Origin of the sequence: Ruegeria sp., assembly GCF_040830605.1 — a bacterium.
Taxonomy (GTDB): domain Bacteria; phylum Pseudomonadota; class Alphaproteobacteria; order Rhodobacterales; family Rhodobacteraceae; genus Ruegeria.
Window position 1 is genome coordinate 109,996 of record NZ_JBFOMD010000008.1, and the last position, 22,500, is coordinate 132,495.

Annotated in this window: 21 protein-coding genes; 10 read left to right on the top strand and 11 right to left on the bottom strand. The window is 62.6% G+C overall.

Annotation, left to right across the window (positions count from 1 at the left end; translation table 11 throughout):
* Window positions 1-30: 30 nt before the first annotated feature.
* A complete protein-coding gene (carB, locus tag AB3N21_RS11945; protein WP_367935436.1) occupies window positions 31-3,375 on the top strand; it encodes a carbamoyl-phosphate synthase large subunit in 3,345 nt (1,114 codons plus the stop codon).
* A gap of 75 nt (window positions 3,376-3,450) precedes the next feature.
* On the opposite strand, the gene AB3N21_RS11950 is transcribed toward carB, so the two are convergent.
* Window positions 3,451-3,828 (bottom strand): hypothetical protein, encoded by a 378-nt coding sequence (locus AB3N21_RS11950; RefSeq protein ID WP_367935437.1) that lies wholly within the window; start codon window positions 3,826-3,828, stop codon window positions 3,451-3,453.
* 351 nt (window positions 3,829-4,179) lie between these two features.
* Here AB3N21_RS11950 and AB3N21_RS11955 point away from each other — a divergent pair, with 351 nt between their 5' ends.
* The gene (locus AB3N21_RS11955; protein WP_367935438.1) at window positions 4,180-4,590 is read left to right on the top strand and encodes a VOC family protein; all 411 of its coding nucleotides are present in this window, start codon (window positions 4,180-4,182) and stop codon (window positions 4,588-4,590) included.
* Between the two features lie 306 nt (window positions 4,591-4,896).
* Window positions 4,897-5,514: a hypothetical protein gene (locus AB3N21_RS11960; protein ID WP_367935439.1), complete on the top strand. Its 618-nt coding sequence runs from the start codon at window positions 4,897-4,899 to the stop codon at window positions 5,512-5,514.
* A gap of 138 nt (window positions 5,515-5,652) precedes the next feature.
* On the opposite strand, the gene AB3N21_RS11965 is transcribed toward AB3N21_RS11960, so the two are convergent.
* The 3 genes from AB3N21_RS11965 to AB3N21_RS11975 are packed head-to-tail and all read right to left on the bottom strand — an operon-like array spanning window position 5,653 to window position 10,206.
* Window positions 5,653-8,688 carry an efflux RND transporter permease subunit gene (locus AB3N21_RS11965; protein ID WP_367935440.1) on the bottom strand — a complete coding sequence of 1,012 codons (3,036 nt, stop codon included), beginning with the start codon at window positions 8,686-8,688 and terminating at the stop codon, window positions 5,653-5,655.
* A 10-nt stretch (window positions 8,689-8,698) separates the two neighbouring features.
* Window positions 8,699-9,736 (bottom strand): efflux RND transporter periplasmic adaptor subunit, encoded by a 1,038-nt coding sequence (locus AB3N21_RS11970; RefSeq protein WP_367935441.1) that lies wholly within the window; start codon window positions 9,734-9,736, stop codon window positions 8,699-8,701.
* Window positions 9,733-10,206 (bottom strand): MarR family winged helix-turn-helix transcriptional regulator, encoded by a 474-nt coding sequence (locus tag AB3N21_RS11975; protein ID WP_254446530.1) that lies wholly within the window; start codon window positions 10,204-10,206, stop codon window positions 9,733-9,735. The genes AB3N21_RS11970 and AB3N21_RS11975 overlap by 4 nt, the downstream gene beginning before the upstream one ends.
* 168 nt (window positions 10,207-10,374) lie before the next feature.
* On the opposite strand from AB3N21_RS11975, the gene AB3N21_RS11980 reads away from it, so the two are divergent.
* On the top strand, window positions 10,375-11,499 hold the full coding sequence (locus tag AB3N21_RS11980) for a beta-ketoacyl-ACP synthase III (RefSeq protein WP_367935442.1): 1,125 nt from the start codon (window positions 10,375-10,377) through the stop codon (window positions 11,497-11,499).
* A gap of 48 nt (window positions 11,500-11,547) precedes the next feature.
* Here AB3N21_RS11980 and AB3N21_RS11985 read toward each other — a convergent pair whose 3' ends face one another.
* The gene (locus AB3N21_RS11985; protein ID WP_171176143.1) at window positions 11,548-12,009 is read right to left on the bottom strand and encodes a hypothetical protein; all 462 of its coding nucleotides are present in this window, start codon (window positions 12,007-12,009) and stop codon (window positions 11,548-11,550) included.
* A gap of 354 nt (window positions 12,010-12,363) precedes the next feature.
* Here AB3N21_RS11985 and AB3N21_RS11990 point away from each other — a divergent pair, with 354 nt between their 5' ends.
* A complete protein-coding gene (locus tag AB3N21_RS11990; RefSeq protein WP_367935443.1) occupies window positions 12,364-12,963 on the top strand; it encodes a thymidine kinase in 600 nt (199 codons plus the stop codon).
* Window positions 12,964-13,186: 223 nt separating this feature from the next.
* Here AB3N21_RS11990 and AB3N21_RS11995 read toward each other — a convergent pair whose 3' ends face one another.
* The 5 genes from AB3N21_RS11995 to AB3N21_RS12015 all read right to left on the bottom strand — a co-directional run bounded on the left by AB3N21_RS11995 (window position 13,187) and on the right by AB3N21_RS12015 (window position 16,414).
* A complete protein-coding gene (locus tag AB3N21_RS11995; protein WP_367935444.1) occupies window positions 13,187-14,140 on the bottom strand; it encodes a 2-hydroxyacid dehydrogenase in 954 nt (317 codons plus the stop codon).
* Window positions 14,140-14,478: a tRNA-binding protein gene (locus tag AB3N21_RS12000; protein ID WP_367935445.1), complete on the bottom strand. Its 339-nt coding sequence runs from the start codon at window positions 14,476-14,478 to the stop codon at window positions 14,140-14,142. The genes AB3N21_RS11995 and AB3N21_RS12000 overlap by 1 nt, the downstream gene beginning before the upstream one ends.
* The gene (gene proC / locus AB3N21_RS12005; protein ID WP_367935446.1) at window positions 14,471-15,286 is read right to left on the bottom strand and encodes a pyrroline-5-carboxylate reductase; all 816 of its coding nucleotides are present in this window, start codon (window positions 15,284-15,286) and stop codon (window positions 14,471-14,473) included. Before proC ends, AB3N21_RS12000 begins: the two co-directional genes overlap by 8 nt.
* A gap of 37 nt (window positions 15,287-15,323) precedes the next feature.
* A complete protein-coding gene (locus AB3N21_RS12010) occupies window positions 15,324-15,824 on the bottom strand; it encodes a YbjN domain-containing protein (RefSeq protein ID WP_171176133.1) in 501 nt (166 codons plus the stop codon).
* Window positions 15,825-16,165: 341 nt separating this feature from the next.
* Window positions 16,166-16,414 carry an accessory factor UbiK family protein gene (locus AB3N21_RS12015; protein ID WP_367935447.1) on the bottom strand — a complete coding sequence of 83 codons (249 nt, stop codon included), beginning with the start codon at window positions 16,412-16,414 and terminating at the stop codon, window positions 16,166-16,168.
* Window positions 16,415-16,511: 97 nt separating this feature from the next.
* Between AB3N21_RS12015 and lgt the strand changes: the two genes are divergently transcribed.
* The 4 genes from lgt (at window position 16,512) to AB3N21_RS12035 (ending at window position 20,723) form a co-directional block, all read left to right on the top strand.
* Complete coding sequence (gene lgt / locus AB3N21_RS12020) at window positions 16,512-17,396, top strand: prolipoprotein diacylglyceryl transferase (protein WP_367935448.1); 885 nt, start codon at window positions 16,512-16,514, stop codon at window positions 17,394-17,396.
* Window positions 17,393-18,460: a class I SAM-dependent methyltransferase gene (locus AB3N21_RS12025; RefSeq protein WP_367935449.1), complete on the top strand. Its 1,068-nt coding sequence runs from the start codon at window positions 17,393-17,395 to the stop codon at window positions 18,458-18,460. Before lgt ends, AB3N21_RS12025 begins: the two co-directional genes overlap by 4 nt.
* Window positions 18,457-19,212 carry a peptidoglycan editing factor PgeF gene (gene pgeF / locus AB3N21_RS12030; RefSeq protein ID WP_367935450.1) on the top strand — a complete coding sequence of 252 codons (756 nt, stop codon included), beginning with the start codon at window positions 18,457-18,459 and terminating at the stop codon, window positions 19,210-19,212. Before AB3N21_RS12025 ends, pgeF begins: the two co-directional genes overlap by 4 nt.
* Window positions 19,213-19,940: 728 nt before the next feature.
* A complete protein-coding gene (locus tag AB3N21_RS12035; RefSeq protein WP_171176123.1) occupies window positions 19,941-20,723 on the top strand; it encodes a Hint domain-containing protein in 783 nt (260 codons plus the stop codon).
* Between the two features lie 96 nt (window positions 20,724-20,819).
* On the opposite strand, the gene AB3N21_RS12040 is transcribed toward AB3N21_RS12035, so the two are convergent.
* Complete coding sequence (locus AB3N21_RS12040) at window positions 20,820-21,320, bottom strand: Lrp/AsnC family transcriptional regulator (RefSeq protein WP_171176121.1); 501 nt, start codon at window positions 21,318-21,320, stop codon at window positions 20,820-20,822.
* 238 nt (window positions 21,321-21,558) lie between these two features.
* Between AB3N21_RS12040 and trxB the strand changes: the two genes are divergently transcribed.
* Entirely contained in the window at window positions 21,559-22,500 is a 942-nt protein-coding gene (trxB, locus tag AB3N21_RS12045; protein WP_367935451.1) for a thioredoxin-disulfide reductase, read from the top strand.

A 22,500-nucleotide genomic window follows, 5' to 3' on the forward strand; every position in this document is an offset into this window, starting at 1 on the left:
CCGACTCGCGACATCATAGGGATTTGGGCCATGCCGAAGAGAACCGACATCCAGTCGATCATGATCATTGGAGCGGGGCCGATTGTCATCGGGCAGGCTTGCGAGTTCGACTATTCCGGCGCTCAGGCCTGCAAGGCGCTGCGGGAAGAGGGGTACCGGGTCATTCTGGTGAACTCGAACCCGGCGACGATCATGACCGACCCCGGTTTGGCCGACGCCACCTATATCGAACCGATCACGCCCGAGGTTGTCGCCAAGATCATCGAGAAGGAACGCCCCGATGCACTGCTGCCGACCATGGGCGGGCAGACCGGCCTGAACACCTCACTGGCGCTGGAAGAGATGGGTGTACTGGAAAGGTTCGGCGTCGAGATGATCGGCGCCAAGCGCGATGCCATCGAAATGGCCGAAGACCGCAAACTATTCCGCGAGGCGATGGACCGGCTGGGTCTTGAGAACCCCAAAGCAACCATCGTAACCGCGCCCAAGCGCGAGGATGGCTCGACCGATCTGGACGCGGGCGTGCAGATGGCGCTGGACGAGTTGGAGGAGATCGGCCTGCCCGCCATCATCCGCCCCGCCTTTACCCTGGGCGGCACTGGCGGCGGTGTGGCCTATAACCGTGAGGATTACATCCATTATTGCCGCTCGGGCATGGATGCCTCGCCCGTGAACCAGATCCTCGTCGATGAAAGCCTCCTGGGCTGGAAGGAATACGAGATGGAGGTGGTCCGCGACACCGCCGACAACGCCATCATCGTCTGTTCCATCGAAAACGTCGATCCGATGGGCGTGCATACCGGTGACTCGATCACTGTGGCCCCTGCTCTGACGCTGACCGACAAGGAATACCAGATCATGCGCAACGGCTCGATTGCCGTTCTGCGCGAGATCGGGGTGGAGACCGGCGGCTCGAACGTGCAATGGGCGATCAACCCCGATGATGGCCGGATGGTCGTGATCGAGATGAACCCGCGTGTGTCGCGATCCTCGGCGCTGGCGTCCAAGGCAACTGGATTCCCGATTGCCAAGATCGCGGCCAAGCTGGCCGTGGGTTACACGCTGGACGAGTTGGACAACGACATCACCAAGGTGACCCCGGCGAGCTTTGAGCCGACCATCGACTACGTCGTCACCAAGATCCCGAAATTCGCCTTCGAGAAATTCCCCGGCTCCGAACCGCACCTGACCACGGCGATGAAATCGGTGGGCGAGGCCATGTCCATCGGCCGTACCATCCACGAATCGATGCAGAAGGCTCTGGCGTCGATGGAATCGGGCTTGACCGGTTTTGATGAGGTCGAGATCCCTGGTCTGAACGTGAGTGTCTGGGACGAGGCCGATGACAAGGCGGCCGTAATCAAGGCGATCAGCCAGCAGACCCCCGACCGTCTGCGCACCATCGCGCAGGCGATGCGCCACGGGCTGTCGGATGATGACATCTTTGGCGTCACCAAGTTCGACCCGTGGTTCCTGGCCCGCATTCGCGAGATCGTCGAGGCCGAGCGGGCCCTGCGCAAGGACGGCCTGCCGGTGACCGAAGAGGGCCTGCGCGCACTCAAGATGCTGGGCTTTACCGATGCGCGTCTGGGCAAGCTGACCGGCCGCGACGAGGCCAACGTGCGCCGCGCCCGCCACAATCTGGGCGTGACGGCGGTGTTCAAGCGCATCGACACCTGCGCTGCCGAGTTCGAGGCGCAAACGCCCTATATGTATTCGACCTACGAGGCCCCGATGATGGGCGAGGTCGAATGCGAGGCGCGCCCGTCCGACCGAAAGAAAGTTGTCATCCTTGGCGGCGGCCCGAACCGGATCGGTCAGGGCATCGAGTTCGACTATTGCTGCTGCCACGCCTGTTTTGCGCTGACCGAGGCGGGGTATGAGACCATCATGGTCAACTGCAACCCGGAGACGGTTTCAACCGACTACGACACCTCGGACCGTCTGTATTTCGAACCGCTGACCTTCGAACACGTCATGGAAATCCTGACGAAGGAACAGGAAAACGGCACGCTGCATGGTGTGATCGTCCAGTTTGGGGGCCAGACCCCGTTGAAGCTGGCCAACGCGCTGGAGGCCGAGGGCATCCCGATCCTGGGCACCACGCCGGACGCCATCGACCTGGCCGAAGACCGCGAGCGGTTCCAGGCGCTGGTGAACGAGCTGGGCCTGAAACAACCCAAGAACGGCATCGCCGCGACCGACGAACAAGCGCTGGCAATCGCCGAGGATATCGGCTTTCCGCTGGTGATCCGGCCCTCTTATGTGCTGGGCGGCCGCGCGATGGAAATCGTGCGGGATATGGATCACCTGAGACGCTACATCAACGAGGCGGTGGTGGTCTCGGGCGACAGCCCCGTGTTGCTCGACAGCTATCTGGCCGGCGCGGTGGAACTGGATGTGGACGCGCTGTGTGACGGCACCGACGTGCATGTCGCCGGTATCATGCAGCATATCGAAGAGGCTGGCGTGCATTCCGGTGACTCAGCCTGTTCGCTGCCGCCCTATTCACTGTCCAAGGAGATTCTGGCCGAGATCGAGGATCAGGCCTTTAAATTGGCCAAAGCGCTGAATGTCGTGGGCCTGATGAACGTGCAGTTCGCGATCAAGGATGACGAGGTTTACCTGATCGAGGTGAACCCGCGCGCCTCGCGCACAGTGCCGTTCGTGGCAAAGGCGACGGACAGCGCGATCGCCTCGATTGCCGCGCGCGTGATGGCAGGCGAGCCGCTGTCAAACTTCCCGATGCGCCCGCCCTATCAGGAAGGCAAGGACACCAAGATCGCCGATCAGATGACGCTGGCCGATCCGGACATGCCGTGGTTCTCGGTCAAAGAGGCGGTGATGCCCTTTGCTCGCTTCCCCGGCGTCGATACTATCCTGGGTCCGGAAATGCGCTCGACCGGCGAGGTGATGGGATGGGACCGCGATTTCCCCCGCGCTTTCCTCAAGGCGCAAATGGGTGCGGGTATGGTACTGCCTTCGGGCGGTCACGCCTTTATCTCGATCAAGGATGCAGACAAGGGCGCGCTGATGCTGGAAGCCACGAAAGTGCTGGTGGAACAGGGCTTTACGCTGGTGGCTACGCGCGGCACGCAAAGCTGGCTGAGCGGGCACGGGGTGCCCTGTGACGTGGTCAACAAGGTCTATGAGGGCCGCCCGGACGTGGTGGACATGCTCAAGGACGGGCAGGTGCAACTGTTGATGAACACCACCGAGGGCGCGCAGGCGGTCGAGGATAGCAAGGCCATCCGCTCGATCGCGCTTTATGACAAGATCCCCTATTTCACCACCGCCGCCGGATCCCACGCCGCCGCGCTGGCGATCAAGGCGCAGGCCGAGGGGGATGTCGAGGTGAAATCGCTGCAGGGGTGAGCCCCGGTTTCGATCTCAGGAAGCCCCGATATTTCATCGGGGCTTTTTTCTGCAGAAGGCTTGGTGCGGGTCTTTTCAGTCCCGGTTTGCCCCATCCACACGAAGGAACACATAGGTTTTCTGCAAGGCGCTTTTGTCCTTGAGGGAGACCGAAACGGTGACCGGTCCCACCTGGTATTGCTGCAGGCGATAGGAGTCGGGGTGATTTACAGGCTGATCGTGTTCAACTCGGGCCCGGTCCGCGAAACAACGCTGGAGCGTCTCGTCGAAATAGGTGAACGTTTTCTCAGCCTCTGCCGCACGGTATGAGAACTCCCAGACACAATGAAAGCCTCGCGACTCGCCCGGTGAGAAGAACGTCGCGCAGCTATCGGCACCATCCAAGCGAAGTTGAGGCAATGACCCGACATCCCCGGCAAAGTTCGACTGAGCTTGTTCCAGCAGGGTATTCATGTCTGCGCACACCCCGTCGGCCCGCCCACGCTCTGCAGGGAGGGCGATGAGTAGGGTCGTAAGCAGCGCAAATGTTACCCCAAATGGGCTGGGCGTTGTTCGGACGCAAGGCATGCCGGTATCTCACAAGCTCCGCCGCACCCGGCGGCCATGTTGATGATCTTAGCGCATATTCTGATCGGAACGAAAAATACGCCTTCAGCCAAAAAAAAATTGGATGGATGGAACCGACGAAAAATCGAGAAATGACGCAGCAGCTTCATACTTATCGGGGTGTCACTTACGTCCGCACCTTCCCTCGGGTTCCGGCCAGATGCATGATGCCGGTGTCCCGGCCAAGCGAGGTGACCCGTGAATCTCTACACCACATACGGCACCAATGATCTGGCTCGAGCGATCCGCTTCTACGACGCTATATTCTCTGTCCTGGGACAACCGCGCCTTCCCGGCTGGACCGACGGCTGGGCTGGATGGGGTACGGATCCGGACAACGGCACCGGGTTCTGGATATGCAGCCCCTTCGACGGCGCACCCGCCAGCGTAGGCAACGGCACGATGATCGCCTTCCCTGCCCGCAATGCCGCGCAGGTCCGGCGGTTTCATGCGGCAGGTCTCGAACATGGCGGCGTCGACGAGGGCGGGCCGGGTGTTCGGGACTGCTATGAACCGGATTTCTACGTCGCTTATCTGCGCGATCCGGATGGCAACAAAATCTCCTGCTTTTATTTCCACTACGATCCCGCGAAAGATCTGGGCGGCTGAACCAGTCGTCGGATCACACGCCAGCGCACTGGCGATCAGGTCGCGGGCCGAGGGGAATGTCGCGTTGAAGTCGCTGAAGGGATAAGTGTTGCCCAGGAAAAATTCGGGAGCTCTGGATTCGTCCGGGCCGAACTTTTTTGTATTTGATTTCTGTCATTAAACTGCCGTGCCGCCGGCTGGCCCGCGATTGTGCCTGCCATCTGACGTGTTTGGTTGAACTATGCGGGTGTTCGGTGAACATATTGAATGGGAAGCACTTTATGAGAGATTTCCATGTTTTGGTCACGCCCGACAGTCTCGGACGACATGCGCGATTGGATCGCCGAGTGCTTTGATTGGTTCGACGCGAGGTTTGAGCCACCCAGCGTTCCGATTTTACCGACCAGAGAGTTCTTTTCGGCGCCTGGCGGGCAGGATGCGGCGACGGCCGAGTTGGTTCTGTCGGACATCCAGCGCCTCACCGGTATCGAGCGGCGGATCGAACTCATGCCACTCGATGTGCTCCCGGAAGAGCTGCGCATCGACTATCACGCGTTGTCCGCAACTGCAGGAACGTTTCAGGAATCTGGAAATTCGGCGATCATCCAGTATGACCCTGAATTGATGAAGCGCCCCTTGTTGTTCATCAACACGATGGTGCACGAGGTAATGCACGCCCGATTGTCCGGCCTTGAGCATGACATCCCCGGCGGCGCAGCTGTGCATGAGTTGGCCACCGACCTGGGATGCATCATTGCGGGATTCGGTGTCTTTCAGTTGCAGGCCGCCGACGATGCCGGCTGGACCGGTTACCTCAGGCAACCCTCACGCGCGCATGCTCTGGCGCTGTTTTTGAGACGACGTGAACTCGGGATCGAAGCCGTCGCAGCACATCTGTCACCGAGATGCCGGAAACTGCTCAGACAGGCGATGAAGCAAATCTGAGCGGGGATGCCCGGTCCCCAGAGCGGTGAAGGCCGTTCGAACGGCCTTGAATACCCGGTTTCCAAACCGGGTTGAAAGCGCCTTCGAAGGCGCTTTTTCAAGGCGGTTCGAAGCGCCTTTTTTCACAAGGGTCCACCGTCAGGCCATTTCCCGCCGCTCATCCCGTTTGAAGAACACCAGATAGAACACCGGGGCCGCGATCATGGTCAGGATGGTGGCGAAGGCCAGACCGCCCATGATGGTCACCGCCATCGAGACAAAGAACGCGTCCGTCAGCAGCGGCGCCATGCCCAGAATGGTGGTCACCGCCGCCAGCATCACCGGGCGCAGACGCGAGACCGAGGCCTCGACGATCGCCTCGCGCAGAGGTTTGTCGGTGGCGCGCACGAGGTCGATTTCCTCGACCAGCACGATGCCGTTCTTGATCAGCATGCCCGAGAGGCTGAGCAGCCCCAGCAGCGCGGTGAAGGTGAAGGGCAGACCGGTGCCCAGCAGGCCGATCACCACGCCGTTCACCGACATCGGCACCAGAAGCCAGATGATGATCGGCTGCCGGATCGCGTTGAACAGCAGCACCGAGATCAGCACCATGATCAGCAGGCTGAGCGGCAGTTGCTTGCCGAGCGAGGCCTGCGCCTCACCCGAATCCTCGAACTCGCCGCCCCATTCCATCTTGTAGCCCGGCGGCAGCTCCATCGCCTCGATGGCCGCGCGAACCTCGCCATGGACCTGTGCGGCCGTCATGTCGGGCGGAATGTCAGCGCCGACGGTGATGGTCAGCACCCGATTGCGGCGGTGGACCAGCGTGTTGAGCGCCTCGTATTCAAACCCGTCCACCATCTGCTCGACCGGCACGAAATTCTCTGCCTGATCGGAATAGACCACCTGATCGACCACGGAATAGTCGCCATCGGCGGGTCTGCGGATGATGATGGGGATCAGCCGATCCCGCTCGCGGAAGACACCGCCGGTGATACCGTCGGTCGAGAACAGCAGCGTGTTGGCGATGTCGTCGCGGGTGACACCGGCGGTCTGGGCGCGTTCGGTCGCGTAGATCGGGCGCAGCGCCAGTTCCTGCTCGCGCCAGTCGTTGCGCACGCCGATCACGTTCGCGGAGGTCTCGGCCATGCGCCGTTCGGCTTCTTCGGCCAGTTGCCGCAGCACCACCGGGTCACTGCCCGAGAACCGGGCCTGGATCGGATCGCCACCGCCGGGGCCGAAAACCAGCCGCTTGGTGCGAAACTCACCCTCGGGGAACCTGGCGGTGCCGTAGGCCTCAAGATCGGCCTGCAGCGCCGGAATATCGTCCAGCGTCTCGGTGCGGATGATCATGTGCCCGTAGCTGGGGTTCGGGTTCTCGGCCGAATAGGTCAGCATGAAGCGTGTTGCCCCCTGCCCCACGAAGGTTGCGACCGAAACCACGTCCTCGCGCTCCGCCAGCCAATCCTCGATCTGCGCCAGATCCTGTGAGGTGCGCGCAATCGGCGTGCCCTGTGGCAGCTTGTAATGCACGAAGAACAGCGGCGTGTTCGAGTTTGGGAAAAACTGCTGCTTCATCAGGCCGAAGCCAGCAAAACAGGCCGCCGTGATACCGACAAGGCCGACGATCACCAGCCAGCGCAGTTTCAGCGCCTGCCGCAGCACCGCACCATAGGTCCGGAACAGCCAGCCGCCATAGGCGTCCGCGCCATCCGCATGGCCCTGTTTGAAGAAATAGTGGCCCAGCAGCGGCGTGACGGTGATGGCCAGAACCCAGCTGAGCAGCAGCGAGATCGCGATGACGGCAAAGAGCGAGAACAGGAACTCGCCCGTCGCGTCGGGGCTGAGGCCGATCCCGGCAAAGGCCATGATGCCGATCACGGTCGCGCCCAGCAGCGGGATCTGGGTTTTCGAGGCCGCATCATCCGCCGCGTCGCGCGAATTGCGCCCGCGCAGCATCGCGATCTGCATCCCCTCGGCGACCACGATGGCGTTGTCCACCAGCATCCCCATGGCGATGATCAGCGCGCCCAGCGAAATCCGCTCCATCTCGATGGAGAACAGCGCCATGAACAGCAGCGTGCCCACCACCGTCAGCAGCAGGGTCGAGCCCACCACGATGGCGGCGCGCCAGCCCATGAAGATGCCCAGCACCGCCACCACGATGGCGACCGACATGGCGAGGTTGACGAGGAAATCGTTGCTGGCCTGCTCGACCACCACATGCTGCTGATAGATCGGCAGGATCTCGACCCCGTAGGGAATGTCGCTGTCAAGCTCGGCCATCTTGGCATCGACCCGCTTGCCGACCTCGACGATGTTTTCGGTGGCCAGACCTGCGACACCGAGGGTAAAGGCCTCGGTCCCGTCGAAGCGGATCATGATATCGGGATCGTTCTGGCGGCCGCGATAGACGTCCGACATGTCGAACAGGTTGATCACGTGACCTTGCGAGCCCACCGACAGCCCGGCGATGGCCGAAACGCTGTCCGAGCCCTCGGCGGTCAGGATCGCGCTGCGGTTCCGGTCCGAGCGCACCGAGCCGGAATCGTTGACCGAGTTGGCATTGGCAATCGCATCGGTGATGGATTGCAGCGGCACGTTCTGGTTCACAGACAAGGCCAGATCGGGTTCGACAAAGATCGCCTCATCCGGCAGGCCACGCACTTCGACATCCGCCACACCTTCGACCGTCAGCAGCTCACGCCGCAGGAAAGTGGCCAATTCATGCTTTTCGGCATCGCTGAAACCTTCGGCGGTGACCGCGTAGAACAGGCCGAACACATCACCGAATCCGTCGTTCACATAGGGCGCGCTGACCCCCTGCGGCAGGCCACGGGCGGCGTCGCGCACCTTGGCGCGCAGGCGGGTCCAGATGTCGGGCAGTTCGCTGCCGTCATAGGTCGATTTGATCTCGACCTCGATCAGCGACTGCCCGGGCCGGTTGGTCGAGGTGATCGTGTCCACCTCGCCCATCTGCTGGATCGCCGATTCCAGAGGTTCGGACACTTCCAGCGCCACCTGTTCCGCCGTGGCGCCGGGATATTGGGTGACGATGACGGCCTGTTTGATGGTAAAGGCCGGATCTTCGAGCCGCCCCAGCGAGAAGAACCCCCAGATCCCGCCAAAGAGCGCGATCAGGATGATCAGCCAGGTGTAGAGCGGTTTGTCTATGGATGTTCGCGCGATATTCATCCGTCAGCCCTCAGTTCGCGAAACCGGCAAAGCGGCGCACCGCCTGGCCGTCTTCCAGCGCATTGCCGCCGGTCAGGACGATCTCGTCCCCGCCGTTGAGGCCCGACAGCACGCGGATGTCGCCCGATTGCGTCGGTTCGATCTCGACCGGTACCCGTTTCACCGTGCCCTCAGCGGCGCCGGTCGGGGTAAAGATCATGACGGCGGTGGTGCCGCCTGCATCGGTGACGATGGCCGTGGGCGGCACGACGATGCCGCGCCGGTGGTCCTGCACCTGCACGTTGACGGTGACGGACGCGCCCGGAAACACCTGAAAATCCTCTGGCGGCGCAAAGCCGAAATTGATGCGGAAGGTCTGGCCGACACTTGAAGTTTCGGCGTCAAACTCCCGGATCTGCAGTGGAAAATGTTGGTCGCTGGCCGGGAACTTGGCGGTGATGACCACGTCATCCTGCTGACCTGCGCGCTGGAACAGGATCTCGGGCACGTCCACCTCAATCCGCAGTTCCGACATGTCATGGATGCGCACGATGGGGGTTCCGGCGGACACGGTGCTGAACGCCTCGATCGTGCGGCGCGAGACCAGAGCGTCAAAAGGCGCGGTCAGCGTGGCATGTTCCAGGGCATATTCGGCATCGCGCAACTCGATGGCGGCAAGCTGGGCTGCGGTTTCCGCGTCGTCCAGCGACACCTGGCTGACCGTGGTGCCCTTGAGCCGCGACAGGCGCGCCACGGTGCGGTCGGCCTGTTCCTTTTGCAGACGGGCCCTGTCGAGTTGCAGTTCGAACGGCTCCTGATCCAGGCGGGCGATCAGTTCACCCTTGGGGATCACCACCCCTTCGTTCACCGGCATCTCAAGGATCTGACCGGCGACCTGAAACGCCAGATCGACGGTCTGGCGCGCAGCCACCTGACCGAAGAACTGGCGCGAAAAGCCGGGGGTGGTTTCGCGGACCAGCATCAGCTTCACCGGTTTCGCAGCCTCCTGCGCCACGGCGGGAACGGCCAGCAGAGCCAGACCAAGGCTCAGAGCAGTAAGGATCTTCATTTCTTCAACCCCTCGGGAATACCTGTTTTCAGGATGTTGTCTCGGATCTTTCGGGCAAGCTGCGCGAATTGCGCAGTCTCGTGAGCGTCAAGGCCGGAGGCGCGGCGGAACATCTCGCCTGCTTCGGTGGCGATCATCTGGCGGGTCTGCTCGCCCTGTTCGGTAAGCACGAGCAGCCAGGCGCGCCGGTCCTCGGGGTCGCGCTGCCGGGTCAGATAGCCTGCGCTTTCCAGCGCATCCGCCGTCGCGGTAATGGTCGACGGGGCCGCCAACATGTCGCGCGCCAGAACACCCATGCGCTTGGGCCGGTCGAGCTTGATCAGCATGTGGCATTCGGGATGTGTCAGATCGGGTTCGGTGCTGAGCGCATCGATGCTCTCTTCCAGTTTCCAGTAGAGCGCATAGACCCCCATCATCGCCTGAATCTCGGGGCTCAGCCCGTCCATCACGAATGTATCGTCGTCTGCCATGCCGCGGTCCCTCTCAAGATGGCGCGATATATACTTCAGGAACTGAACTATTCAAGATGCGAAGCGGATTTTCTCTCATCCCCGCCCCTTCCCTCGGGTAAACTGCCCTTGATCCGTTGTGGCGGCGCCTGCATTTTGTGCAAATCCGCCAATCGCCAGGAACCCGCCATGTATACCCCCGCCATCACCGGTACCGGTGTCTTCACCCCCGAGAACATCATCACCAATGCCGAGCTGGTGACCGCCTTCAACGCCTATGCCGACCGGATGAATACGCAGAATGCCGAGGCGATTGCCGCCGGAGAGATGGAGCCGATGCAGCATTCGTCGGAGGAGTTCATCGTCAAGGCATCAGGCATCGAGAACCGTTATGTGATGGACAAGACAGGGGTTCTGGACCCCGAGGTGATGTATCCGCGGCTGCGCCAGCGGTCTGACGATGAGCCGGGGATCATGACCGAGATGGCCGTGGATGCCTGCCGCAAGGCGCTGGAGCAGGCCGGGCGCACGCCCGAAGAGGTGGATCTGGTGATCTGTGCCGCCTCAAACCATGAACGCGCCTATCCGGCGGTGGCGGTCGAGATTCAGCAGGCGTTGGGGATCAAGGGATTCGGGTTCGACATGAACGTGGCCTGCTCGTCGGCCACGTTCGGAATTCAGGCAGCAGCGGATATGGTGCGCTCGGGCTCGGTCGGGGCGGCGCTGGTGGTGAACCCCGAGATCTGCTCGGGCCATCTGGAGTGGCGTGACCGCGATTGTCACTTCATTTTCGGCGACGTGGCCACGGCGACGCTGATCGAGCGGGTCGAAGACGCCAAGGGGCCGCATTTCGAGATCCTCTCGACCCGATGCGCCACCGAGTTTTCCAACAACATCCGAAACAATAACGGTTTTCTGCGCCGCTCGCGGCCCGACGGGCTGACGGACCGGCGCGATATGCAATTCATGCAGAACGGACGGAAAGTGTTCAAGGAAGTGCTGCCGATGGTCAGCAAGCATATTTCCGATCACATGGGGGCCGAAGGGATCGCCAATACCGACCTTAAGCGCTTGTGGCTGCATCAGGCCAACAAGACCATGAACGACTTCATCGGCAAGAAGGTGCTGGGACGCGAGCCGGAGCCGAGTGAACAGCCCAACATCCTGCAGGATTACGCGAACACCTCGTCCGCAGGCTCGATCATCGCGTTTTCAAAGCACTCCGACGATCTGCAAGAGGGCGATCTGGGCCTGATCTGTTCCTTCGGCGCAGGTTATTCGGTGGGCTCGGTCATCGTCCGGCGCCACGTCTGAGGCACAGGCAGCCTCTGAGGTTTCCCGGCTCGGGGCGATCGCCCCGGCTCAGCCGCTTTCCTCTTCCAGGTGCAGTTTCATGTCGATCAGCACCTGCTGCAGCATCACGGTCTCTTTCAGCAGCCGCTTGGCCTCGTTCACGGTGATGATGCCGTCCTCGATCGCCGCCTGATATTCAGTCATCAGCATCGCAAAACGCTGGCTGAGCGCGATGACGTCCGAATTGACGCCGCCCTTGCGCTCGTTTTCCTGCGAATTGCGCCCGTCATAGGACAGGGTGATGTTCTTGAGGTCGGCCAGCGCCGAGGTCACGTGCGGATAGGCCGACGCGTTTTCCAGCTTGGCCACCGCGTCGACCGGCATGAAACGATCCGTATGTTCCGCATTATCCGAGTAATACCTTCCTAACGTCGCTTTCGATTTGCCGGTAATCTCGCAGGCCGCTTCGATTCCCACATCCTTGACCAGTGCTTCGGTATGTTTTTTCAGATATGCGCCGACTTCGGCCATTTTCACCCCTTTTTTGCACCTGCGATACCCGCCCATCCCCCGCTATTGGGGAATGGACAAGGAATTTTCCCATTCCTGACTCATAAGGGAAATGTCATATGTTGGCCATCCCTCAGAGATGCAGGGATAAATTGAGTGAGTGGCGGCAGTCCATGCCGGTAATGAGTATCAGTGGGGCAGCATTATTCGCTTCACGCATGTTCGGCCACGATGTGGCCATCGGCGTCGTTGTTGCGGAAGCGGGGAGACCATCCCCAAGGGCGCAAGCCCGGTCCCTGTGCCCGCAGCGACGGCGCCACCTGTATCCGCCATCGCCATCTTGCCCGTCGCGGGCAGGCGTTCTAGACCGGCGCCATGGCTAAGCTCTACTTCAACTACTCGACCATGAATGCGGGCAAATCGACCGTGTTGCTGCAGGCCTCGCACAACTATCGTGAACGGGGCATGGATACGTACCTGATGACCGCCGCCATCGACGGGCGCGCGGGCCAGGGGCGAATCGCCTCGCGCATCGGCATCGGCGCCGAGGCCGATACCTTTCGCCCCCAGGACGACGTGTTCGACATGATCGAGCAGCGGCTGGCACGGGGGCCGGTCGCCTGCGTGTTCGTGGATGAGGCGCAGTTTCTGTCCGACGAGCAGGTCTGGCAGCTCGCCCGCGCGGTGGATGATCTGAACGTACCGGTCCTGGCCTACGGGCTGCGGGTGGATTTTCAGGGCCACCTGTTCCCCGGTTCCGCCACGCTGCTGGCACTGGCCGACGAGATGCGCGAGGTGCGCACAATCTGCAAATGCGGGCGCAAGGCGACGATGGTGATCCGCCAGGACGAGGCCGGAAATGCCATCACCGAAGGCGCCCAAGTGCAGATCGGCGGCAATGAGACCTATGTCTCCCTCTGCCGCAGGCACTGGCGCGAAGCCGTGGGGAAACAGCCGCCCACCGAAACGACCTGAACCACAGGGGCTCCCGCCCGCCGCGCGCGCATCAAGGACGCGCCCGGGGCCGTTGGGCCCGGCAGCGCGCGGGGCAAGCCCCGCGCGCTGTGAGCGGATGGTCAGGGCAGTTTTTATTGCGGATTTCGCGGCCACAGCGCGCCGCAGGCGCGCTGCCCGGCCCAACGGGAGGCGACGCATCTTTGGATGCGTCAGCGACGGGCGGGAGCGCCACGGCCCCGGATCAAGTGACCGTGTTGGGAGGCTGCTGTCCGGTCAGAAACGCCGCTACATTGTCGAGCGCCATGTGGCCCATGTTCGAGCGTACCTCTTCGGTCGCAGTCCCCAGATGCGGCAGCAGAGTTACGTTCTCCATCGCCCGCAGCGTCTCGGGCACTTCCGGCTCGAACTCATAGACGTCGAGGCCTGCCCCCGCGATCTGACCCGCCTGAAGGGCCGCGATCAGGGCGGCCTGATCCACAACCTCACCGCGTGCGATGTTGATCAGCAACGCCGAAGGCTTCATCGCCGCCAAAACCTCCGCGCCGATCAGATGTCGGGTGTCCGCCCCGCCTGGCACGGCCAACACCAGAAAGTCGACAGATGCGGCCAACGCAGTGAGTCCGCTCGCGTATTCCGCCGGAAAATCCAACTCCTTCCGGCTGCGCGCCAGATAAGCGACCTGCATCCCGAACCCGAAATGGCACCGCCGCGCGATGGCCTGTCCGATCCGGCCCATGCCGACGATGCCGACCCGCTTGCCGGTCACGTGATGGCCCAGCATCTGCGTCGGGTGCCAACCCTCCCACCGGCCCGCACGCACCAGCCGCTCACCCTCACCCGCGCGCCGCGCCGTCATCAGCAGCAGTGTCATAGCCACATCCGCCGTGGCATCGGTCACAGCCCCCGGCGTGTTGCTCACCAGCACCCCAGCCGAGCGCGCCGCATCCACGTCGATATGGTTGTAACCCACCCCGAAATTGGCCAGCAGCCTGCAGCGAGGCTGTGGCGCCGCGGCAAAAACCGAAGCCGAGAACATGTCCCCCAGCGTCGGCACCACCACATCGAATTCGGTCAGCGCCCGGTGCATCTCAGCCGTACTGAGCGGCGCGTTACTTTCGCGAATCTCCACGTCGAACGCGGTGCGGGCACGCGCTTCGACCTCCGCCGTCATGGGCCGGGAAATCAACAGCTTCATCAGTGCATTCTCCCCCCGACGGGCACCTTGCCGTCCGGCTCGATCAGCACGATCTCGCCATTGTCATCCGGCAGGCCCAGAACCAGCACCTCGGACATGAACCGCCCGATCTGGCGCGGCGGAAAGTTGACCACCGCCATCACCTGTTTGCCGATCAGTGCCGTCGGATCGTAATGCGCAGTGATCTGGGCCGAGCTCTTGCGCTCGCCGATCTCGTCGCCGAAGTCGATCCACAGCTTGATCGCGGGCTTGCGCGCCTCCGGATAGGGTTCGGCGCGGATCACCTCGCCCACACGGATATCGACCCTCAGGAAATCATCGAACGAAATCTCAGCCACCGGACAACTCCTTTGAGCGGTTGGTCGCGGCAGCCACCGCACGGTTCAGAAGGCCGGGAAAACCTGTTTCGGGTTCCATCAACACCTCCAGCGCCGCCTGCGTGGTGCCGTTGGGCGAGGTGACGTTGACGCGCAACTGCGTCGGATCTTCCTCGGCCGCCTCGGCCAGCGCACCGGCCCCTGCCACGGTGGCCTTGGCCAGTTGCATCGCCAGTTCCGGCGCCAGCCCCTGCGCCTCACCTGCGGCGGCCAGCGTCTCGATCAGGTGGAACACGTAGGCAGGCCCCGAGCCGCTGACCCCGGTCACCGCATCCATCTGCGCCTCGCGCTCCAGCCGGACGGTCTGCCCCACGGCGGCCAGCAACTCCTCGGCCAGCGTCACATCATCGCCCGACGCATGGGCATTGCCGATCAGTGCCGTGATCCCGCGACCGATGGCGGCGGGCGTGTTGGGCATTGCGCGCACGATCGGGGTGCTCGCACCAAGAATCTCTTCGAAAGTGGCAATCGACGTCCCGGCGGCCACCGAGACGAACAGCGTCCCGCCCCCGCCCAGCGCGGTCAGCACCGGCAACGCATCGCCCATCATCTGCGGCTTGACCGCCACCAGAACGATGGCCGGGGCTTCGGGCAGCGGCGCGTTCACGTGCACCCCCTGCGCCTTGATCCAGTCCGACGGGTAGGGATCGACGACCCAGACCGACCCGGCAGGCAGCCCGCTCTCGAGCCAGCCCGCCAGCATCGCCGAGCCCATCTTACCACACCCCAGAAGCACCAGCCCCTGGCGTGCGATACGTGACATGTCCATGATTGCCCCTCCCCGCGATTCAGGTTGGGGCAAAGCTTTACGCGCGGCCGTAGGCCTCTGCAATGGCGACCTGCATCGCCTCTGCTGGGCTGCGGTTCCCCCACGTCACCAGTTGGATCGCGGGATAGTAGCGCTCGGCGCTCAGTACCGCCGCGGTGATCATGGTGTCGATCTGCTCGGCACTGGCCACCTGGCCGCCCGCAAGCACCAGACCATAGCGATACACCATCAGCTTTTGACCACCCCAATAGGTGAAGGCACCGGCCCAGCACTGATCGTTCATCGCGTTGAGCAGCTCATAAAGCTGCGGCACCCGCTCCTCGGGCGGCTCCATCTCGAACGAGCACACCATCCGAAGCGTCTCATCATAGCCGGACCAGGCCAAAGTGATGGAATATGTACGCCACTGCCCTTCGACCGCCATGGCGATCTGATCGTCCCCGATACGGTCGAAATCCCAGTCGTGATGCTCTGCGAGATGTTCAACGATGTCGATCGGATGAATGTCTTCTTCCAGATACTGTTCGGAAAGGGCCATGATACCTACCTCACTGATCTCTAGCGGATCGGGGCTGGCAGCGCCCCAGCGCTAGTTGCCTGCTCTACAAGCCGGGTTCCCCCCGAGTGCTTGTACTATATATGGTGCGGTGTGGCGCCCTGTCTGACAACCCCCATTTTTGGGGATAACAGCAATAAGTTGTGGACAGAGGGCAACGTCACCCAAAATATCGCGGCACAATGCAGCTTCTTCTTGCAAAAAATACGCAAAGCGCCAGAATGCACCGCACCGCGCAGGTTGAGCGAATTGCGCGGCGCCTCAGCCAAAAGTCGGAATGAGAGCGGCGCAGCAGCGCCTCAATTGGATCACGCCCGGGCGGATCAGTCGCCCAGCTTCGCCTCCAGCGCCGCGATCCGGGCCTCGAGCGCGGCATTCTCTTCGCGCGCCTTCTGCGCCATCGCGCGGACAGCGTCGAATTCCTCGCGGGTGACGAAGTCACGGTCGGCCAGCCAGCGGTCGATCATCGACTTCATCGCCGTCTCGGCCTCGTCCCGCGCGCCCTGGGCCACACCCATGGCATTGGTCATGAGCTGGGAAATATCGTCTAGGATCTTGTTGCGGGTCTGCATGTCACTACTCCGGTTTCACGGTTGCCCCCTATATGGGTAACAAGTAGCGCGGGCTCAAGGTTGACTTGTCCCTCCAACCCCGGGCAATGAGACGCATATGCAGGCAGTCCTACAATTCCCCGACCTTTCGCCGGAACTTTTCTCGATCTCGATCTTCGGGATGGAGTTCGCCCTGCGCTGGTATGCGCTGGCCTATATCGCGGGCATTCTGATCGCCTGGCGGCTGGCAGTGATGGCTGTTAACCGACCGGGTCTGTGGCCCAATGACCGCCCGCCGATGACGGCGCAGCAGGTTGAGGATCTGCTGACCTGGATCATCATCGGCGTCATTCTGGGCGGACGGTTGGGATTCGTGCTGTTCTACCAGCCCGGCTATTACCTTCAGAACCCGACAGAGATCGTGAAGGTCTGGCAGGGCGGCATGGCCTTTCACGGCGGGTTGCTGGGCGTGGTGCTGGCCTGTTGGGGGTATTCCCGGCGCCATGGCTTATCCCTGCAGGCCATGGCCGATCTGGTGGCTCACACGGTTCCGCCAGGGCTGCTGCTGGGGCGGCTGGCCAATTTCGTCAATGCCGAACTGTGGGGGCGCCCCTCCGAACTGCCATGGGCCGTCATCTTCCCCGGCCAGGCCGCGCAGAATTGCCCCGGCGTGGCCGATCTCTGCGCCCGCCACCCGTCGCAACTCTATGAGGCCGCGCTTGAGGGGCTGATTCTCGGCGTGTTGCTCCTATGGCTGGTCTACCGCCGTGGTGCGCTCAAGCGCCCCGGTCTGGTGCTGGGCGTGTTTCTGGCGGGCTATGGCCTGTCGCGCTTTGTCGTCGAGTTCTTCCGGCAGCCCGACGCACAATTCGTCACACCCGGCAATCCGCTGGGGCTGGTCTGGCATACAAGCGGGTACGGCCTGACCATGGGCCAGCTGCTCTCGCTGCCGATGATCGCACTTGGGCTGTGGTTCCTCCTACGTGCCCGGCGGGCAACATGAGCCTGCGCGCACTTCTGATCGAGCGCATCCTGCAGGACGGCCCGCTGAGCCTTGCCGACTACATGGCCGAATGCCTGCTGCACCCGGTGCACGGCTACTACACCACCCGCGATCCGCTGGGGGCGGCGGGCGATTTCACCACCGCGCCCGAAATCAGCCAGATGTTCGGCGAACTCATCGGCCTTGCGCTGGCGCAGGCCTGGTTGGATCAGGGCCGTCCCGCGCCCTTCACGTTGGTCGAGCTTGGCCCGGGTCGCGGCACGCTGATGGCCGATCTTTTGCGCGCCACCCGCGCGGTGCCCGGGTTTCACGATGCGGCCCGGATCGCGCTGGTCGAGGCGTCACCCGCGCTGCGCAAGATGCAGGCGGAAACGCTCACCGGTCACGCTCCCTCATGGCTTGACCGCGTCGACGACCTGCCGAACCAGCCTCTCTTACTTGTGGCCAACGAATTCTTCGACGCCCTGCCGATCCGGCAGTTCATCCGCGACGGCGATCTCTGGCGTGAGCGGCTGGTCGGGCTTGAAAACGGCAAGCTGGACTTCGGCCTCGGCGCCGCAACCCCGCAAGCGGCGCTCGACCACCGGCTCGCCGACACGCGCGACGGCGATCTGGTCGAACTATGCGCTCCGGCGCAGACAGTCACTACAGAGCTGGCCCGGCGCATCGCGGCCCATGGTGGCGCCGGGTTGATCGTCGATTACGGCGACTGGCGCTCGCTGGGGGACACGTTTCAGGCGCTGCATCGGCATGAGATGGCCGACCCGCTGGCCTCGCCGGGTAAGGCCGATCTGACCGCCCATGTGGATTTCGAGGCGCTGGCCCTGACCGCAAAAAACGCCGGATGCGCCCATACGAAATTGACCCCGCAGGGCATCTTTCTGGAACGGCTGGGCATCACCGCGCGGGCGCAGGCGCTGGTCCGTGGGCGCACCGACAAAGAGGCCGAGAGCATCATTCATGCACATCGCCGGTTGACGCATCCCGAGGAAATGGGAAACCTGTTCAAGGTGCTGGGGCTCTTTCCGGCACCTGCCCCACCGCCGCCCGGATTGGAACCATGACGCTGGAGATCCTGACCTCGGACCTGCTGTCCCCTGTGCGCCACGGCTTTTTCAGCCGCCGGGGCGGTGCGTCCTCAGGCATCTTCGCCGGGTTGAACTGCGGTCAGGGCTCGTCGGATCAAAGCGGCGCCGTTGCGGTCAACCGCGCACGCGTGGCCGATGCTATGGAGGTGAGCCCGGCCGAACTGGTCGGCGTGCACCAGTATCACTCGGCCGATGTGCTGACCGTGACCGGCCCGCGAGAGGACAAACCCAAGGCCGACGCGCTGGTGACAGCCACGCCGGGGCTGGCGCTAACGATCCTGACCGCCGATTGCCAGCCGGTGCTGTTTGCCGACCGCAACGCCCGGGTGATCGGCGCGGCCCATGCCGGATGGCGCGGCGCGCTGGACGGGGTGCTAGAGGCCACCCTTGACGCCATGGAGGCGCTTGGTGCCCGCCGCGCAAATACGGTGGCGGTGATCGGCCCCACGATCTCGCAGGGTGCGTATGAGGTAGGCCCCGAGTTTCTGGACGATTTCATGCTTGAGGATTCGGGCAACACCCGGTTCTTTGCCAACGGCAACGGCGACCGGATGCTGTTCGACCTGCCCGCCTACGGGCTGCACCGCCTGCGCCGGGCCGGAATCGGACAAGCAGAGTGGACGCGGCACTGCACCTATTCGGATGCCGAGCGATTCTATTCCTACCGGCGAACCACACATGCAGGCGAGGCGGACTATGGCCGCCTGATCTCGGTCATCCGCCTCTGAGATAACGGCGCACTCGGACATAATGGTTAACATAACAGCCATGCTTGCCACACGCGCAGGACACCCAATGCACGCACGCACAGCCGACACCTCAATGAAACATAGTATTCTCTAAGGGTTGTGGTCCGTAGACGATAGTTAACAAAATGTGACGGTCACGGGCATATTTGTCCTCATTTTTTCCTGAATCGGCCCAATCCTCGCCGCAAACTTTGATCATATTCACACTAACGATTAATCGGCCTCGCACCCCGTTGGTTCAGGAGACGACGAATGCAACTCAAATCCCGCTTCCTCAAATCGGTGATTGCGACTGCAAAGAGTCACCAGACCAAGCTGCCTTGGGGGCGCGGAAAAGGCCGACCGGCCAAGGTGATACGCCGGGTGGCCGGACGAGGCTGAATTTAAGTGATACGGGGCCGAGTTTCGCCCCGACAAGTTCCGCGCCGGGGTGGCCTCGGACCGGCCGGATGACACGGACGCTCAAAACGATCTGAGCGACCGTCCGAGGCAGAGGGGTACCGGACGCTTGTCGTCCGCTTGGTAATGGTTCTGATGGGGGGTCACTGTTTTGACCGCTGAAATGCGATCAAGGCGTCGCTGTTCCGGTGAACTTTCGGGTTGTCAGGGACGAAGGCGTTACTTTGAACCATCAGTTTGGTTTCGCATGCCCGCGCTGGTCTGAGGGGGCCGCGTGGGCATGCTCTGATTTGAAAGGGACAGAATAGATGACTATTCCCCGATCACCAACGCAGGCGCCGCATACCGCGGTCGAAACAAACTCATTCCTCAATGACGTCGCGAACACACCCTGCGCGCGGCGCGCCCAACTGCGCCGGTACGAGGTCAACGCGCTGACATCATGCGGCGAGATGGTGCAAAGCCGCCACATTGCGCCGGCCCTGCCGATGTTCGAGGACGCGTTCTGCGCCTTCACACGCGGCTCGCTGGTGGAAACCGATCAGGGGCCGATGGCGATCGAGGATCTGCTGCCCGGCGACAAGATCATCACCGGAGACGGCTCGACCCAGGTTCTGCTGTGGAAAGGGTCCACCGTGATGGTTCCCGGTCGCCCGAATGCCCGCGGACGCACCCATACTCTGACCCGAATCATGGCCGACACGTTTGGCATGCAGCGGCCAAGATCCGGGGTCATTGCCGGGCACTCGGCCCGGCTTCTGGCTACCCCGGCCCATCTGCGGCACCTGTCGCTGGACAAACCCATCCTGACGCCGGTTCACGCATTCCTCGACGGAACAAGCGTGGTCGAAACGCTGCCGCCGACGCCGGTTGAGCTGTTCCACCTGTGCCTGCGGCGTCATGCATTGATCAACGTGGACGGATTGCAGTTCGAAACCTATCACCCGGGCATCGGCGCGACCCGAACCGTCGGTCAGCCGCTGCGCGATCTGTACCTGAGTCTGTTTACCCATATCGATTCGCTGACCGATTTCGGCCCGCAGATCCTGCCGCGCGCCGGCGATGGCGAAATCAACGCGATCACGGCCTAAGGCGTGGCGCGATGAACCTGATTGTAGGCTGGGCAGTTTCCCTGACAGTGGCGGCAGTTCTGCCACCCCTTGATGCAGCCCCGAAAGGCGGGGCGCTCAGGCGCTTCGGCTCAAGCGTTCTTCGAGCACATCGAAAGGTACGCCGGGCTCGTCCTTGGCGCCGCGGATGACGAGCGAGGTCTTGACGCTGGCTACGTTCGGCGTGGTCAGCAACTCTCCGGTCAGAAATTGCTGAAAGCTACTGAGATCGGGGGCCACGCATTTCAGGATGAAATCCACCTCGCCGTTCAGCATGTGGCATTCCCGCACAAGCGGCCAGTTGCGGCAGCGCTCTTCGAAGGCGCGCAGTTCGACCTCAGCCTGACTGTCGAGCCCGACCATGGCAAAGACCTGCACCTCGAACCCCAGTTCCCGTGAATTCACCTCGGCATGGTAGCCGCGGATCAGCCCTGATTCTTCCAGTGTGCGCACCCGCCGCAGACAGGGCGGCGCCGAAATTCCCACGCGTTTGGCCAGTTCGACATTGGTCATCCGGCCATCTGCCTGCAATTCGGCCAGGATCTTGCGGTCAATTTCGTCCAGTCGTGTGGCGACCATGAATTGCTCCCATTTTTCCGGTTCTTATAGCAGCCCCCCGGTGAGGCGCAATAATGTTTCGCACCCGAGCAATATTGTTCATTCCGGATGCTCATTTACCGAACAACCCGCCTCAAACCGCGACACGCACAGATGTGATCTTGGGGGGTTTAAGCTCGGGGCTGCCGTCGTTATATCCATGCCCCGAAGGCGGCAAACCCGCCGATGCAGAAGATGTGCCAGAAAAATTGGGGGTACCATGGCCGAGACACGTCACACCCGGGTTCTGATCATCGGGTCGGGCCCCGCGGGTTATACCGCAGGCGTTTATGCCAGCCGCGCCATGCTTGAGCCGGTGCTGGTGCAGGGGATCGAGCCGGGCGGTCAGTTGACCACCACCACCGATGTCGAGAACTATCCGGGCTTTACCGAGGTGCAGGGCCCCGATCTGATGATCAAGATGCAGGAACACGCCAGCGCCATGGGCTGTGACGTGGTGGGCGACATCATCACCGATCTGGACGTGTCGAAACGGCCCTTCACCGCGCGCGGCGACAACGGCACTACCTACACCGCTGACGCGGTGATCCTTGCGACCGGCGCGCGGGCGAAGTGGCTGGGTCTCCCGTCGGAGGAGAAATTCAAGGGCTTCGGCGTCTCGGCCTGCGCCACCTGCGACGGGTTCTTCTATCGCGGGCAAGAGATCGTGGTGATCGGCGGCGGCAACACCGCCGTGGAAGAGGCGCTGTTTTTGACCAACTTCGCCAGCAAGGTCACTCTGGTCCACCGCCGCGACGAGTTGCGGGCCGAGAAGATCCTGCAGGATCGCCTGTTCAAGAACGAAAAGATCGAGCCGCTCTGGTTCCATGAGCTGGACGAGGTGATCGGCACCGACGCGCCGCTGGGCGTCGAGGGTGTGCGGGTCAAGCATGTCAAGACCGGTGAGATCACCGAAATCCCCTGCAAGGGTGTCTTTGTCGCCATCGGCCATGCGCCGGCGAACGAGTTGGTCAGGGACTCGCTCGACACTCATATGGGCGGTTATGTGGTGACCAAGCCGGGCACGACCGAGACCTCGGTGCCGGGCGTATTTGCCGCTGGCGACCTGACCGATCACGTCTACCGTCAGGCGGTGACGAGTGCGGGCATGGGCTGCATGGCGGCGCTGGATGCCGAACGGTTCCTAGCGGAACAGGAATAG

Coding starts and splice junctions, on each gene's coding strand:
- carB (WP_367935436.1), top strand. CDS start 31: ATGCCGAAGAGAACCGACATCCAGTCGATCATGATCATTGGAGCGGGG.
- AB3N21_RS11950 (WP_367935437.1), bottom strand. CDS start 3,828: ATGAATACCCTGCTGGAACAAGCTCAGTCGAACTTTGCCGGGGATGTC.
- AB3N21_RS11960 (WP_367935439.1), top strand. CDS start 4,897: ATGCGCGATTGGATCGCCGAGTGCTTTGATTGGTTCGACGCGAGGTTT.
- AB3N21_RS11965 (WP_367935440.1), bottom strand. CDS start 8,688: ATGAATATCGCGCGAACATCCATAGACAAACCGCTCTACACCTGGCTG.
- AB3N21_RS11970 (WP_367935441.1), bottom strand. CDS start 9,736: ATGAAGATCCTTACTGCTCTGAGCCTTGGTCTGGCTCTGCTGGCCGTT.
- AB3N21_RS11975 (WP_254446530.1), bottom strand. CDS start 10,206: ATGGCAGACGACGATACATTCGTGATGGACGGGCTGAGCCCCGAGATT.
- AB3N21_RS11980 (WP_367935442.1), top strand. CDS start 10,375: ATGTATACCCCCGCCATCACCGGTACCGGTGTCTTCACCCCCGAGAAC.
- AB3N21_RS11985 (WP_171176143.1), bottom strand. CDS start 12,009: ATGGCCGAAGTCGGCGCATATCTGAAAAAACATACCGAAGCACTGGTC.
- AB3N21_RS11990 (WP_367935443.1), top strand. CDS start 12,364: ATGGCTAAGCTCTACTTCAACTACTCGACCATGAATGCGGGCAAATCG.
- AB3N21_RS11995 (WP_367935444.1), bottom strand. CDS start 14,140: ATGAAGCTGTTGATTTCCCGGCCCATGACGGCGGAGGTCGAAGCGCGT.
- proC (WP_367935446.1), bottom strand. CDS start 15,286: ATGGACATGTCACGTATCGCACGCCAGGGGCTGGTGCTTCTGGGGTGT.
- AB3N21_RS12010 (WP_171176133.1), bottom strand. CDS start 15,824: ATGGCCCTTTCCGAACAGTATCTGGAAGAAGACATTCATCCGATCGAC.
- AB3N21_RS12015 (WP_367935447.1), bottom strand. CDS start 16,414: ATGCAGACCCGCAACAAGATCCTAGACGATATTTCCCAGCTCATGACC.
- lgt (WP_367935448.1), top strand. CDS start 16,512: ATGCAGGCAGTCCTACAATTCCCCGACCTTTCGCCGGAACTTTTCTCG.
- AB3N21_RS12025 (WP_367935449.1), top strand. CDS start 17,393: ATGAGCCTGCGCGCACTTCTGATCGAGCGCATCCTGCAGGACGGCCCG.
- pgeF (WP_367935450.1), top strand. CDS start 18,457: ATGACGCTGGAGATCCTGACCTCGGACCTGCTGTCCCCTGTGCGCCAC.
- AB3N21_RS12035 (WP_171176123.1), top strand. CDS start 19,941: ATGACTATTCCCCGATCACCAACGCAGGCGCCGCATACCGCGGTCGAA.
- AB3N21_RS12040 (WP_171176121.1), bottom strand. CDS start 21,320: ATGGTCGCCACACGACTGGACGAAATTGACCGCAAGATCCTGGCCGAA.
- trxB (WP_367935451.1), top strand. CDS start 21,559: ATGGCCGAGACACGTCACACCCGGGTTCTGATCATCGGGTCGGGCCCC.